Here is a 15,621-nt window from a genome sequence, read left to right on the forward strand (position 1 = left end):
ATTCGGCGCGCAGAAATCCCCCGCGCAGTGCTCTGCGTGTTTTTTTGCAAGCTGGTTTTTCTAGTTAAAGGTCAGGGATCGATCAGGTGCAGAACGAATGACTCGTAAGGCCGCAACGTCATCTGGCGCTTGCGCAACGGCCCGTCCGGATAATTGCTGATCAATAGACGCTGACTCATCGACTCGCTGATGACCGTCGATGGCAACTGCACTTCACAGGTTGTTCCGTAGAAGTTGTTCACCACCAGCAAACGTTCGGCGTCACCTTCACGCACATACGCCCAGACCTGCGGATGTTCAGGCAGTAATTGTTGGTACAGCCCGTCGGTGATCAACGATTCGCTGCGGCGCAGCGCGATAAGACGGCGGTAGTGATGCAACACCGAGTCCGGGTCGTCGAGTTGATGGGCGACGTTGATCTGCGCAGCATTGGCCGGCACACCGATCCACGGCTCGACGCTGCTGAAACCGGCGTTCGGGCCGCCGTCCCAGTGCATCGGCGTACGCCCGTTATCACGGGATTTCTGCATGATTGCCGCCATGTTGTCGGCATCACTGCTGCCGGCTTCGCGCTTGAGGCGAAAGATGTTCAGCGTCTCGACATCGCGATAATGCTCGATCGATTCGAACCCCGGATTGGTCATGCCCAACTCTTCGCCCTGATACACGAACGGCGTGCCCTGGAGAAAATGCAGCGCAGTGCCGAGCATCTTCGCCGAGACTTCGCGGTATTCGCCGTCATGGCCGAAGCGCGAGACCACTCGCGGTTGATCGTGGTTACACCAGAACAGCGCGTTCCAGCCGCCACCGGCCTGCATGCCGGTCTGCCAGTCAGACAGAATTTTCTTCAGCTGAAGGAAATCGAAATCGGCGCGCACCCACTTCTGCAGGTTCGGATAATCGACTTTCAGGTGATGAAAGTTGAACGTCATCGACAGTTCTTTCGACTGCGGATTGGAATAACGGATGCAGTGTTCGAGGCTGGTCGAGGACATCTCGCCGACATTGATCAAGTCGTGGCCATCGAATACTTCGCGGTGCATCTGCTGCAAGTACGTGTGGACATTCGGCCCATCGGTATAAAAGCGTCGGCCATCGCTGCTGTCTTCGGGAAAGTCTGCGGGCTTGGAGATCAGATTGATCACATCGAGACGAAAACCACCCACGCCCTTGTCCCGCCAGAACTGCATCATCCTGAACACTTCAGCGCGCACCTTGGGGTTGTCCCAATTCAGGTCGGCCTGGGTGTGGTCGAACAGGTGCAGGTAATACTGGCCGGTCTGCGCTTCATATTCCCAGGCAGAACCACCGAACTTGGATTCCCAGTTGTTCGGCTGATCACGCCAGATGTAGAAGTCACGGTAAGGGTTGTCGAGACTGCTGCGCGCCTGCTGGAACCATGCGTGTTCGATCGAGGTGTGATTGACCACGATGTCGAGCATCAGCTTGATCCCGCGCTTGCCCGCCTCGGCGATCAGCAATTCGCAGTCGGCCATGCTGCCGTAGCTCGGATCGATGGCGTAGTAATCGCTGATGTCATAGCCGTTATCGCGCTGTGGCGAACGCAGAAATGGCGTGATCCACAAACAGTCGACACCCAGCCATTGCAGGTAATCAAGCTTGGCGACGATGCCGAGCAAATCCCCTGTCGGGTTGCCGGCGTGGCTATGAAAACTCTTCGGATAGACCTGGTAGATCACCGAACGCTGCCAGTCTTGCATGGCGAAACTCCTTCAATAATGTCAGGCAACCCGATAACCGGGCCGGACAATCTTCATGCTCAGTGCACAGGTCAGAACAAACGGCACGAGCATGGCAATCAGCATCCCGATGACGAACATCGGGATGTACTGCGGAATGATCGAGATGAATCCCGGCAGACCACCGACGCCGATGGCCGAGGCCTGAACCTTGTTCAGCGAGAGGAACACGCAGCCCAGCGCCGAGCCGGTCAGCGCGGCGTAAAACGGAAACTTGTAGCGCAAATTGACGCCGAACATCGCCGGTTCCGTGATACCGAAATAAGCGGAAATCGCCGAGGTGGATGCCATGCTCTTGTCCCGCGCATTGCGGGTCATCCAGAACACCGCCAACGCAGCACTGCCTTGGGCAAGGTTGGACATGACGATCATCGGCCAGATGAAGGTGCCGCCCTGGGTCGAGATCAATTGCAGATCGACCGCGAGAAACATGTGGTGCATGCCGGTGATCACCAGCGGCGCATACAGCAGACCGAAAATCGCTCCGCCCACCATCGGCGCCAGGTCAAACAGCATGACCAGCCCTTCGGTGATGAAGATGCCGATGTGGCGGGTCACCGGGCCGATTACCGCCAGCGCCAAAACACCGGTGACGACAATCGTAGTGATCGGCACCACGAGCAATTGAATGGCGTTCGGCACGCGTGCGCGCAACCATTTTTCGATGACACTCATCACGTAGGCCGCCAGCAGAATCGGCAGGATCTGCCCCTGGTAACCGACCTTTTCCACTTGAAACAGACCGAGAATGTCGAAGTACGGCAGTTGCTGCCCGTCCAGCCCGGCCACGGCCTTGCCGTAATTCCAGGCGTTGAGCAGATCCGGGTGCACCAGCATCAGACCGAGCACGATGCCGAGGATCTCGCTGCCGCCAAAGCGTTTGGCCGCCGACCAGCCCACCAGCGCCGGCAGAAACACGAACGAGGTGTTGGCCATCAGGTTGATCAGGCTCCACAGCCCGTCGAGTTTCGGGTAGGCATCGAGCAGGGTCTGCCCTTCGATGAACATGCCTTTGGCGCCGAGCAGATTGTTGATGCCCATGAGCAAGCCGGCAATGATCAGTGCTGGCAGGATCGGCATGAACACATCGGAAAACACCCGCACCAGCCGCTGCATGGCGTTGATCTTTTCGGCGCTCTTCTGTTTGACGTCAGCGATGGTTGACGCGGCGAGACCGGTCTGCCGACGCAGTTCGGCATAGACCTTTTCCACTTCGCCCGGGCCGATCACTACCTGATAGAGGCCGCCGGTGAAGAACGAGCCTTTGACCAGATCAATCTGATTGAGCGTGGCGCTGTCGACCCGACTCGGGTCCTTCAGGGCCAGTCGCAACCGCGTGACGCAATGGGCGGCCTGTTCGAGGTTGTCGCTGCCACCGAGGCTGTGCAGCAACTGCGCGGCGATGTTCGGATAGTCGTGGCTCATGCTTGTTCTTCCGCTGTGGATTGTTGTTATTGGCAGCACGCCGAAGCGAAAAATACTCGTCTGTACGAGTTAATGCAACAACTCGTACAGACGAGTTTGTTTATGTATATTCTCGCCAGACCGAAGGCGAATTTTCCTACCGAACCCTAAGGTGATTTCCATCGTCCACATGGACAAAGCCCTACCCTGGCCGTAAGGTTCGAAGCTTTGAGCACCGTCGGCACCGAGCCTCCCCATGAGCAAATACAACCAGATCTATAGCGATCTGCTGGCCAGCATCACGACCGAGCGCCTGGAGCGCGGCGCCCGCCTGCCTTCCGAAACCGAATTGATGGACAGCTATCAGGCCAGTCGCGGCACGGTGCGCAAGGCTATCGAACTGCTTCAGGAACGCGGTTTTGCGCAGAAAATCCATGGCAAAGGCACCTTCGTGCTTTCGACCAACCCGATCGAGTTTCAGCTCGGCGGCATCGTCAGTTTCCAGGAGACCTACCCGCGCCTGGGCAACGACGTCAGCACCGAAGTGGTCGAGCTGAGCCAGATCCCGCTCGAAGGCACCCTGCTCGAACACATCCATGCCGAACCCGGCAGCCTAATCACGCGGATCAAGCGCGTACGGCGGATCGACGGCAAACGGGTCATCCTCGACATCAACCACTTTGTCAGCGACGTGATTCCCGGGCTGTCCCTCGACATCGCCGAGCAGTCGATCTACGCCCATATCGAACAGACCCTGCAGTTACAGATTGCCTACGCCCAGCGCACCATCGAAGCCGTACCGCGCAGCAAGGACGATCAACTGCACCTGGACCTCGACGGCCAGAGCCATGTGATCGTGGTCAGTAACCAGACCTTCCTCCAGGACGGTCGTCAGTTCGAGTACACCGAGTCGCGGCACACCCTGGACAAGTTTTACTTCTCCGACGTGGCACGACGCTGACCCCCGCACGTTTCGAACGACAATGTGCGGTACATATGTAGTGCACTCCCCTTGAGTGAACAGGCCATGCTCGGCCTTCATTTTCTCAAGGATGGAGAAAGCATGAACGCAGCCCAGCAACCTCCTCTGCCGAACCCGGCAGACAAAGCAGCTCTCAAGCGGATCGCCTTTACTGTCGTGCAAAACTGCCCCGGCCTGCAGGATGCCGCACGTGAAGCCGCGCGTGATCTGCTCGAAGCCAAAGGCTTGTCGAGCCTTGATCCGGATCAGGTGTATTTCCACCGTTTCAAGACTGCCCAGAGCAGCACTCGCTCGTTTACCGGGTGGGAGCACATCCGTGAAAAACCCTACGAATCGATGACGCTGACACAACTGGTGATTCATCGTTTTCGCGCCACCGATCAGGACAACGCCGATCTTCTCGATCTGTACGGCGGCTTCTATACGGAAGGCCCACAGGGCGATGATTTCGACGAAAAAAATGAAGTGCGCCTGCACGGCAATGAGGTCTTGAAAGCGTTCTGGAGCCTCGACTTCAGTGGTCATTACAGCGCCACTCTGACGGACTTCTGGAACAGCCACGCCGACGATTTCCGCACCTTGGCCAAGTGCAATTTCCTCAGCCGTGCGGTGCAGGCGCGGGACCTTGGGCAACTCACCGGCAGTGACTTTCAATGGCTGCTGGACTCGGTAGTGGGGCCTGTCAGCTGGCCGGTAACCCTGAGCATGCTGCAAGCGAGTCACACGCCGACGGGAGATGTATACGTCTTCGACATTGACGGCCATGTCGCCACGCAGCTGCTGCGCATCGTCGATCCCGGTGGCCGACAGATTATCTACCTGCCCAGTGAAACCGAGGCGTTCGTGGTCAAGGATACGGCGGCAGACCTGCATTGGTGGGTGCTTGAGCAAATGAACGACGCGAACCGTCGCGCGGCCTTCATGGAGCACTTTGCACTCGCCGACCGTCAGCAGATGACCGAGAACGTGACTGACCTGATGAATCGGCTCGTCGGCACCTGGGGCCGGGCCGACCATCACCTGATCAACCGCACAAACCTGCTGCTGACCGATGATGCATTCAGTTGGCTGCGCGACTCGACCCGCCAGGCGATGTTCGCAGAAGCCCACCTGTCCCTGACATCTAATGCTGATCTGCGCAAAAAGCTGTGGATCGGTTATCTGAGTGCGGGACTCAAGGTGTTTGGACCGATGGCCACTGTCGGCTGGCCGCTGGCGCTGCCGGTGATTGGTGCCACCGTTGCCAGCATGGGGCTGAATATCGATCAGGCCCAAAACGGCAAGAGCAACGCCGAACGCAAGGCCGGCGTGCTGGGTGCGGTCTTGAGTGGCATCAACCTGTTATTCAACCTTCCATTGCTGATCGGCACCGGGCCGATGCTGGAGATTGGCGCCGAGGTCGAGGCGGCAGAGGCCGCAGAAATGGCCGAGTACAGCGAAGCCTTGAGCTCTGACGCCGGGGCCGAGGCCGACAACCCACTGCAGATCATGGTGCCAGACGATGTCGACATCACCGTACCGAACCTTGATGAAACGGTGCTGGTTCCAGCGCAGACCACTCCACCGCCCCCGGTGCCCGAACGTTATCAATGCAACGAGTTGCTCGATGGCACAGCACTCGGTGAAGAGTCCGGGAAATTCCAAGGCATTTACCGTCTCGACGCCGATCCGCCCTACGCCATTCTGATGAACGATGCTCCGTACTATGTGCGCTACTTCGCCAACTCTCGTGGCAGTGGTGACTGGGCCATCGTTGACCCGGAGCGCCCCAACCAGCTCGTCCACGCCTTGCCGATCCGCCTCAATGGCGAAGGTCAATGGGAGCGCATGCCTGCACTGGGTCTCAAGGGCGGCGGCCAGTGCATGGGCAAGCCATGCGCCCCTGATATCGAACTCGACACCTTCGAACCTGCATCACCCGAGGCGTCCCCCCAACCGGCGCAAGAAGTGCAACCTTCAACATCGCGCCCCGCACGTCCGGTGACCAGCGCCTACGACATCGACCCGCTGGTGCGCCGTTCGATAAAAGCCTGGGCGTTGAACCTCGACGAAACCCATGCCCAGTTGCAGCCCGACGGTAATGGCGGTTTCGGCATGGACGACCCGTTCCAGCTATATGCCACCGGTAAGCGCCAACTCTTGCAGAGTTCAGCCAGAGGCTTTTTCAAGAACCTGCCGTGGATCATCCAGCCTGCGCGTCCGGCAATGCCAGAGATCAACCGCCTGATGTCATTGGCCGATCTTGTCGATGGAATTTTTGAAAGGGCTTCAGGGCTGGTGGTCGGAGAAACCCTAGATCGCATCGCCAGCCTGCGTTTTCTGATTGAAAACATGCCGGCGCTGGCCCGCCACGCGAAGACCCTGTACATGCGCGGTCTGCTCAGTGACTTCGCTCAGGTTGAGCTTAACCGCTACTTCACCAGCGGCCAGATGACCGCGGATTTACGCGCTTACCTGATCAGTCTTGGCAGCGATCCCGGTGGTCAATTCAACCCACTGGAACTGGTCCAGGTCGCGCGAGCGAACGGGGTTCGGGTCCAGGCGATCGACTGCGCGGCAAGCTACAAAATGAAAACCCCGCTGCCCTCCGTCGACGAACAAATGATGAGCACCTACCTGACAAACGACATCATGACCGGTGACGTCTACCTCAACAGCCCGCAGAAGTGGATCGTGGTGACGGATGCCCACAACACCAACACCTTCAGAGGGCTGCTGGGCATCAGCGAACTGAAGGGAGGAATCAGCCTGCGAATCGATGAAGTAGGCACCGGTGAAGGGCTGGGGGTGGATGTCGATCCGGGTATTGAAGTCCCACGCGGCAGCTCGCCCGGTGGCACCGCCAGGCAAGGTAATCCGGATCTTCTGCGCGCCGACTTGCGCTTGAAAGTCCAGGCACCCGAGGTGACCTGGACCGATGAGACGCTGGAAAATCTTTTGTACCGACGCGGCATGTACCTGTTCGAAAAAACAGGCGACAGTTACACGCTGATCCATCGCAGCAAGCAGGGCATGCTGCAACGCACACCGATCGCTCGCTTGAATGAGGGCAAGGTCTCCATCCACCGCCCTGCGTGGCAGCGTGTGAATGACATCGCGTTCGCCAACCTGAAGGACATGTCTCAGCGGTTGTCCGATACCGGACTGATATTGCGTAGCCGGATTCCTGATTGAGGCTCTCCGGTTAAGCAGGAGCAAAGGAAACCCGACAACAAAAAATGCCAGTCAGCAACACTGACTGGCATTTTTCATCAACCCTTCTCTGCGCTTGTAGAGCCAGCCAGCGCCTGAAAGACGCCGGACAAGCCGTCCTCCTGCACCCCCACGCAATTATCAATAGTAGGCACTATGCGGTAGCCGGGTAGTGCACTCACCTTGCGCGAATCGGCCATGCTTAGTCTTTGCTTCTCAAGGATGAAGAACGCATGACCTCCCCCGAACGCCGTCTCCTGCCAAACGCAGCGGATAAAACTGCCCTCAAAGCCATTGCCGCGACTATCGTGCAGACCTGCCCGAGTCTGCACGACGCTGCCCGTCAAGTCGCCAACGAAATCCTGGCGGATAAAGGACTGTCCAGCCTTGATCCCGACCGGGTTTACTTCCACCGTTTCAAAGCGGCTCAGAGCAGTGCGCTGACCTTCACGGGTTGGGAACATTTGCTGGAAAAGCCTTACGAAACGCTCACCCTCACGCAGTTGGTGATCCATCGCTTTCGCGCGACCGATCAAGACAACGCAGATCTGCTTGGCCTCTACTGCGGTTTCTACTCGGATGGCCCGGAGGCGGAAAACTTCAATCAGCGCAATGAAGTGCGGCTGCTCGGCAGCGATGTGCTGAAGGCGTTCTGGGACATCGACTTCAGCGCACGCTACACAGGTCAACTGACGACATTCTGGCAAACCTCGTCGGATGACTTCCGCGCCCTGGCCAAGTGCAACTTTCTCAGTCTGGCAGTGCAGGCGCTGCAACAAGGTGACCTTGATGGAACTGATTTTCAGCGCATCGTCAGCGCGGTAATCGGGCCCGTCACCTGGCCCGTCACCTTGCCAATGCTGCAAGCGTTACACCCGGTCGGTGCTGAAGTGCGGACGCTGGATCTCGATGGCCGCATAGCCTCCAATGCGCTTCGTCTGGTGGAGGACAGTGGCCGCCAAACGCTTTACTTGCCAGGCGAAGCCCCGGCATTCCTCTTGATGGACGATCAAGCGGATCTGCATTGGTGGATGCTTGAACAGATGAATTCGGAGGACAAGCGCACGGCGTTTCTCAAACATTTTCCGCTGGCTGACCGCAATCACCTGAGCGAAAACCTCACCGATCTGATGAATCGCCTGGTGAGCGCCTGGGGTCACAGCGATCACCAAATGATCAATCGCCGCAACGTCGCGATCAGCGGTGACGCATTCACTTGGTTGAGCGAGTCGGCACGCACGAGCATGCTTGCCGAGGCGCACCTGGTGCTCACGTCCAACAGTGACCTGCGCAAAAAACTCTGGATAGGTTATTTGAGTGCCGGTCTGAAAGTATTCGGCCCGATGGCAGCTGTAGGCTGGCCTTTGGCGTTGCCTTTGATTGGCGCCAGCATCGCGAACATGGGATTGAACATCGATCAGGCCATCAACGGCACGACGCTAACCGAGCGCAAAGCCGGTGTTACCGGCGCAGTGCTCAACGCCATCGACATTGTGTTCAACATTCCGTTTCTGATCAGCACTGGCGCGCAACTTGAAGTGGGCCCGCAAGTGGAGTTTGCCGAAGCTGAAGAAATGCGCGGGTTGCTCGAGTTCACATCGCTGGAGGCACCGTTCTTGCCGCCTGTAGATCAAGCGCCTGTCACGGCGGTTGATACACAGGCGAGCGTTGAGCTGACCAACGAAATCCCCATCGAGACGACCATCGCAGCCACCCGGCAATTGGCCACGGCTGCTGTGCGCCAAGGTTGGTCTTTTCCAAAGATTCCTGCCAGGTATCGATGCAACGAGTTACTTGCACAGAGATCTGTAGAGGCCGTGCCAGGCAAATATGAGGGTATTTACCGCCTGGACAGGGAGCCGGGCTATGCCATCGAAATGGACGGTGACGCGTACTACGTGCGCTACTTTGCCGAATCCGAGGACGCTGGCAACTGGGCCATCGTCAATCCCGAGCGCCCCAATCAGTTCGCTTACTCATTGCCAGTACGCTTCAGTAAGGGCGGCAAGTGGGAACGCCTACCCGCGTTGCGTCTCAGGGGAGGCGGCCAATGCATGGGCAAGGCCTGTTTCCTCGACAGTGACTTCTCCTCGTCCTCGGCCCCGGCTGCATCAACGCCGTCAGCGGAGCTTCCCCTCGTCGAGCCGGTTTCACCGGTCGCGCGACCACTGCGCCTGGTGACTCCCCTCAACGACATCGCAGGAATGGACATGGCAAAAATGAAAAGATGGGCGATGAACCTGCCCGAGACTTTCGCTGAGCTCTCCAGTGCAAACCGCGGTAAACCATCAACGGCCGATACGTATGCGGCCTATTTTCGCGACAGACGCTCGTCCCTGCTGAATGAGGCCAAAGAGTATTACTCAGAGCTGAACTGGACCAACCTGCCCGCACGGCCAGTCATCCCGCCAATCGATGCCGAGATGCAGACGGCTGAGTTGATTGATCGCATCTTTGCCAATACCAATGGACTGGTCGTCGGCGAATCGCTGGATCGCATCGCCAGCATGCGATTCATGATCGAAAACATGCCGGCGTTGGCACGGCATATCGACACACTTTACGTACGTGGTTTGCTCAGCGATTTTGCCCAGGCAGATCTCAACGACTTTTACCTGTCGGGAGAGATGTCAGAGGGTCTTCGAAGCTACCTGTCCAGCCTGGGTACCGACCCTGATGGCCGGTTCAACATGCTTGAACTGATCAAGGCTGCCCAGGCCAACGGCATCCGGCCTCACGGTCTTGAAAGCGCGCACAGTTACAAGCTGAAGGTACCGCTGACTTCGATCGAAGAGCAGATGATCCATGCCCGGCTTGCCTCGCAAATCATGTGGGGTGACGAGCTGCTCAACAGGCCAGGAAAATGGGTTGCTTTGGTCGAAGCAACGAACACCAATAACTTCAGAAATCTGCCAGGCATCAGCGAACTCAGGGGCGGCATCGGTTTACGCATTGAAGAAGCGGCGTCCACCGAAGTGCCCGGCATCAGAATCGACCCGGGACTGGAAGTCGCTCGGGGCCCGTTTGATAACGGGGCGTCGACGCGCAACTCATCCGACTTTCTATTCGCTGATTTGCGCTTGCAGATCGAAACACCTGTGCCGCAGTGGACGGAGGCAACGGTGAATACACTGCTGAATCGCAACGGCACGTTCATGTTCGAAAAAACGCAGAATGCATACACGCTCGTGCGTCGCAACAGCGACGGCAATATTGTTCGAACAATAGTGAATTGCAGAAGGGATGGTCAGGTTTACATCTGGGCACAGTCGCTGCCGCGGATCAGCGGCATCATGTTCCGTGACATCGGCGCGTTATCCCAGCGCCTGATAGAGATCGGCTTGACCCTGCAAAGTCGCCTGCCAAGCTAACTGTTTTCAGGGTATGAAACGAAAAAACCCTTAGCTTCAGGCCAAGGGTTTTTCGTTAATCAACCTGCAGCGGGATCACTCCCACTCAATCGTCGCTGGCGGCTTGCTCGACACGTCGTAAGTAACGCGCGAAATGCCTTCGATTTCATTGATGATGCGGCCGGAAACGGTTTCCAGCAGTTCGTAAGGCAGGTGTGCCCAACGTGCGGTCATGAAGTCGATGGTTTCTACGGCACGCAGGGCGACAACCCAGGCGTAACGACGGCCATCGCCAACAACGCCAACCGATTTCACTGGCTGGAACACCACGAATGCCTGGCTGACCTTGTGGTACCAGTCGGCTTTGCGCAGTTCTTCGATGAAGATGTGGTCAGCGCGACGCAGCAGGTCGGCGTATTCCTTTTTCACTTCACCGAGGATACGCACGCCCAGGCCCGGGCCCGGGAATGGGTGACGGTAGACCATGTCGTACGGCAGGCCGAGTTCCAGGCCCAGACGACGGACTTCGTCCTTGAACAGTTCGCGCAGTGGCTCGACCAGTTTCAGGTTCATCTCTTCCGGCAAGCCGCCCACGTTGTGGTGCGACTTGATCACGTGGGCCTTGCCGCTTTTCGCGCCAGCCGACTCGATCACGTCCGGGTAGATGGTGCCCTGAGCGAGGTACTTGATGTTGTCCAGTTTGTTCGACTGGGCATCGAAGACGTCGATGAAGGTGCGACCGATGATTTTACGCTTCTTCTCTGGATCGGCTTCGCCGGCCAGGTTGTTGAGGAACTGCTCTTCAGCGTTGGCGCGAATGACTTTGACGCCCATGTTCTCGGCGAACATGGCCATCACTTGCTCGCCTTCGTGCAGACGCAGCAGGCCGTTGTCGACGAAGACGCAGGTCAGTTGGTCGCCGATGGCTTTGTGCAGCAGCGCGGCAACGACCGAGGAGTCAACGCCGCCGGACAGACCCAGCAGCACATTGTCGGTGCCGACTTGTGCGCGGATGTTGGCGATGGCGTCTTCAGCGATCTTCGACGGCGTCCACAGGGCTTCACAGCCGCAGATGTCGAGGACGAAGCGCGAGAGGATGCGACCGCCCTGCTTGGTGTGGGTCACTTCCGGGTGGAACTGCACGCCGTAGTAGCCACGGTCGTCGTTAAACATACCGGCGATCGGGCAGCTCGGGGTGCTGGCGAGGATGTGGAAGTCTTCCGGCATCTTGGTGACTTTGTCACCGTGGCTCATCCATACGTCGAGGCCGAACAGGCCGTCAGCGTCGATGTGGTCTTCGATGCCGTCGAGCAGGCGGCTCTTGCCGACCACGTCAACGCGGGCGTAACCGAACTCACGCAGTTCGGAACCTTCAACCTTGCCGCCCAGTTGCTCGGCCATGGTCTGCATGCCGTAGCAGATACCGAAAACCGGTACGCCCAGATCGAACACTGCCTGTGGGCAGCGCGGGCTGTCGGCGACGTGTACGGACTCGGGGCCGCCGGCGAGGATGACGCCTTTAGGAGCGAATTCGCGGATCGCATCTTCGTCCATGTCGAACGGGTGCAGTTCGCAGTACACACCGATTTCGCGCACGCGGCGGGCAATCAGTTGGGTGTATTGCGAGCCGAAGTCGAGGATCAGGATGCGGTGAGCGTGAATATCGAGGGCCATGATTCAGTCTCGTCTAAGTCGTTCAGAAACAGTCGTGATTCAGAAACAACTCGGGGCTGAATCAAACAGCCCCGGTTGCTTACTTTATTGCTTGAAGGCTCAACCTACGCGGTAGTTTGGCGCTTCTTTGGTGATCTGCACGTCGTGAACGTGGGATTCGGCCATGCCAGCGCCGGTGATCCGCACGAACTCAGGCTTGGTGCGCATTTCTTCGATGTTGGCGCTACCGGTGTAGCCCATCGAGGAACGCAGACCGCCCATCAACTGGTGAATGATCGCGCTCAGGGTGCCTTTGTAAGGAACACGGCCTTCGATACCTTCCGGAACGAGTTTCTCGGCGCCTGCCGAAGAGTCCTGGAAGTAACGGTCGGAAGAGCCTTGAGCCTGGGACATGGCGCCCAGCGAACCCATGCCGCGATACGCCTTGTACGAACGACCCTGGAACAGTTCGATTTCGCCCGGCGCTTCTTCAGTACCGGCGAACATCGAGCCCATCATCACGCAGGAAGCACCGGCAACGATGGCCTTGGACAGGTCACCGGAGAAACGGATGCCGCCGTCGGCGATCAACGGTACGCCAGTGCCTTCAAGGGCAGCGGCAACGTTGGCGATGGCACTGATTTGCGGGACGCCGACACCGGCGACGATACGGGTGGTGCAGATCGAGCCAGGGCCGATACCGACCTTGACTGCATCGGCGCCAGCTTCGGCCAGAGCCTTGGCAGCGGCGCCGGTGGCGATGTTGCCGCCGATCACCTGCACTTCAGGGAAATTCTCTTTGACCCAGCGAACGCGGTCGATCACACCTTTGGAGTGACCGTGCGCGGTATCGACTACCACGACGTCCACACCGGCGTTGACCAGAGCAGCGACGCGATCACCGGTGTCTTTACCGGTACCGACAGCAGCGCCCACGCGCAGACGACCTTGATCGTCCTTGCTGGCCAGCGGGTAGGCTTTGGCTTTTTCGATATCGTTGACGGTCATCATGCCTTTGAGGGCGAATTTGTCGTCGACGATCAGCACGCGCTCGATGCGGTGCTTGTGCAGCAGTTCGCGTGCTTCGTCCTTGCTCGCGCCTTCCTTGATCGTGACCAGACGCTCTTTGGGCGTCATCACTTCACGGACGGTGGCTTCCAGACGGCTTTCGAAACGCACGTCACGGGAAGTGACGATGCCGACCAGGTCGCCATCGTGCAGTACCGGAACGCCGGAAATGTTGTGCATGCGGGTCAATTCGAACAGATCACGAACCGTGGCATCAGCCTCGATGGTGATCGGATCCTTGACGACGCCGGCTTCGAACTTCTTGACCTTGCGCACTTCGGCAGCTTGCTGCTCGATGGTCATGTTCTTGTGGATAATGCCGATGCCACCTTCCTGAGCCATGGCGATTGCCAGACGGGCTTCAGTCACGGTGTCCATGGCGGCAGAAACCAGAGGAATGTTCAGCTCGATGCCACGGGTAAGGCGGGTCTTGAGACTGACTTCGTTAGGAAGTACCTCGGAATAACCGGGCACTAAGAGAATGTCGTCGAATGTCAGAGCTTCTTGGCTGATACGCAGCATCGCGGGGGCTCCCGAGCGGGAAAATGGAAGCGCGCCATTATAGTCAGACACCCCCTGCTGTTCAATGTAAAACTCAGCTTAATATCAATGTTGCTGATGTACGGGAATCCCCGCCGTTACAGCTCCACCTTGACCCAAGAGACAGGTTGATCGAGCCAATCGGCGAACTCATCGATAAAGCTCTGCTTGAAGCCCGCCTCCAGCCAGTTGTTGAAGATGAAACCGAGGTTGGAAAACGCACATTCCTGCAAAAACAGAAAACCGTTGATGTCATCTTCATGCCCGCATTCCGGGCAGGTGAAGTTGTCAGTGCGGCCCGGGAACCAGTCTTCGAGGCTTTCGAACAGCGCTTCGCCGACTTCACGACGGCACTCAGCACAACCGGCCTCTTCGAGAAAGCCCTTGGCCGGCGTGTAGATGCAGCGTTTGGTGACGATCTCCAAGCCGTTGATCGGCTCACCAAACGGCAAAGCCTGCGGGTGCAGGACCACGGCGCGCGCGCCATCGGCAATCGCGTAAGCCATGCGGTTGCCGGTACGGCCGCAGGTGCTCAGCTCTTCCTTGACGATGTTCTTGCGTACCAGCCAGCGCAGGATCGCCCGGGCCCGGGGTTCGTGGACCGGCAGGGTGGAGATTTTCGGGACGATGATGCTTTGCGAATTCATGGTGCAGCCTGCGACGTCAAATGGAAGTTCTGCGGTGCTCACTCCGCCGCCATCGCGGGCAAGCCCGCTCCCACAGGGATCTCGGCCGGTCACAAATGTTGTGTACACCAGAGAAACCTGTGGGAGCGGGCTTGCCCGCGATGGCGTCAGTGCGGCCGGCAGCTTAATCCCTGACAAAATCCGGTCAAGTGCTGAGGTAGCGCCCGATCAATGCGAGCCCGCTCGCCAGCACCAGCCACGTCACCAGTCGCACAAACGCTTCGCGCGACAGGCGCATGGTCAACCGCCGGCCAATCCACAGCCCCAGCGCCATGGCCGGCAACAGACACAGCGCCAGCATCAACAAGGGTAGCTCGGCATACACGCCAGCGATGGCGAACAGGCTCAAACGCACCACCGTGCTGCAACTGATCAGCGCACTTTGCGTGGCCCGGGCCGCATCTTTCGGCAGCCGACTGTTGAGATAGATCGCATAGAGAAAGCCGCCACTGCCAAACAAAGCGCCAAACAACCCGCCTACCGTGCCCATCGGCACCGCCCATGCCGCCGACAATTGCGCCGGCCGAACTTTCACCCACAGGCTGTAAACCGCGTAAGCGCTGATAAACAGCCCCATCAACAACAGCAACAGATCGGATTTGAGGTTGAGCAAGAAAATCACCCCCAATGTGCAACCCACCGCCATGCACGGCAGCAGCCGTAACAATTCCGGTCTGGCCACATCCCGCCGCGACGGCAGCAGATTGCCGAACGCCGCGACAAAATCCAGCAGCACCAGCAACGGCACAATTTTCGACAAAGGCATGAACAGAATCAGAATCGGCCCGGCCACTAACGCCGTGCCGAACCCGGCAATGCCGAAAACGATATAGGCCAGGGCGATCCCCAGCCCAACCACCGCCCAGCCGCCGGCGCCCCATGTCCACTCACTCAACAATCCCGCCACGCTCATCGATTCGCTTCCTTAATAAGCCTGCGATGACTTTAGCCAGCGTCGAGGGTTGCGACTAATATCTTCAAAGCCA

The 15,621-nt window shown here is 58.3% G+C and carries 9 protein-coding genes; 3 read left to right on the top strand and 6 right to left on the bottom strand.

Going from position 1 to position 15,621, the window contains the following annotated elements:
- Positions 1-71 precede the first annotated feature (71 nt).
- Positions 72-1,721, bottom strand: coding sequence for an alpha,alpha-phosphotrehalase (gene treC, locus U6037_RS23345; protein ID WP_322844690.1), 1,650 nt, complete (start codon positions 1,719-1,721; stop codon positions 72-74).
- 21 nt (positions 1,722-1,742) lie between these two features.
- The gene (gene treP, locus U6037_RS23350) at positions 1,743-3,185 is read right to left on the bottom strand and encodes a PTS system trehalose-specific EIIBC component (RefSeq protein WP_322844691.1); all 1,443 of its coding nucleotides are present in this window, start codon (positions 3,183-3,185) and stop codon (positions 1,743-1,745) included.
- Positions 3,186-3,420: 235 nt separating this feature from the next.
- On the opposite strand from treP, the gene treR reads away from it, so the two are divergent.
- From treR to U6037_RS23365, 3 genes are all read left to right on the top strand, one after another.
- Positions 3,421-4,125, top strand: a complete 705-nt coding sequence (treR, locus tag U6037_RS23355) for a trehalose operon repressor (RefSeq protein ID WP_322844692.1) — start codon at positions 3,421-3,423, stop codon at positions 4,123-4,125.
- Between the two features lie 102 nt (positions 4,126-4,227).
- Entirely contained in the window at positions 4,228-7,320 is a 3,093-nt protein-coding gene (locus U6037_RS23360; RefSeq protein WP_322844693.1) for a membrane-targeted effector domain-containing toxin, read from the top strand.
- Between the two features lie 251 nt (positions 7,321-7,571).
- Positions 7,572-10,709: a membrane-targeted effector domain-containing toxin gene (locus tag U6037_RS23365; RefSeq protein ID WP_322844694.1), complete on the top strand. Its 3,138-nt coding sequence runs from the start codon at positions 7,572-7,574 to the stop codon at positions 10,707-10,709.
- A gap of 75 nt (positions 10,710-10,784) precedes the next feature.
- Here the strand turns inward: U6037_RS23365 and guaA are convergent, their stop codons facing one another.
- The 4 genes from guaA to U6037_RS23385 all read right to left on the bottom strand — a co-directional run bounded on the left by guaA (position 10,785) and on the right by U6037_RS23385 (position 15,548).
- Positions 10,785-12,362 carry a glutamine-hydrolyzing GMP synthase gene (guaA, locus tag U6037_RS23370; protein WP_127929653.1) on the bottom strand — a complete coding sequence of 526 codons (1,578 nt, stop codon included), beginning with the start codon at positions 12,360-12,362 and terminating at the stop codon, positions 10,785-10,787.
- A gap of 99 nt (positions 12,363-12,461) precedes the next feature.
- The gene (gene guaB, locus U6037_RS23375; protein WP_007916845.1) at positions 12,462-13,931 is read right to left on the bottom strand and encodes an IMP dehydrogenase; all 1,470 of its coding nucleotides are present in this window, start codon (positions 13,929-13,931) and stop codon (positions 12,462-12,464) included.
- Positions 13,932-14,047: 116 nt separating this feature from the next.
- Positions 14,048-14,596: a sugar ABC transporter ATPase gene (locus tag U6037_RS23380; protein ID WP_007964454.1), complete on the bottom strand. Its 549-nt coding sequence runs from the start codon at positions 14,594-14,596 to the stop codon at positions 14,048-14,050.
- A 184-nt stretch (positions 14,597-14,780) separates the two neighbouring features.
- Positions 14,781-15,548 carry a sulfite exporter TauE/SafE family protein gene (locus U6037_RS23385; RefSeq protein WP_322844695.1) on the bottom strand — a complete coding sequence of 256 codons (768 nt, stop codon included), beginning with the start codon at positions 15,546-15,548 and terminating at the stop codon, positions 14,781-14,783.
- Positions 15,549-15,621: the final 73 nt, after the last annotated feature.

The sequence above is a fragment of the Pseudomonas sp. B33.4 genome (genome assembly GCF_034555375.1).
Lineage (GTDB): Bacteria > Pseudomonadota > Gammaproteobacteria > Pseudomonadales > Pseudomonadaceae > Aquipseudomonas.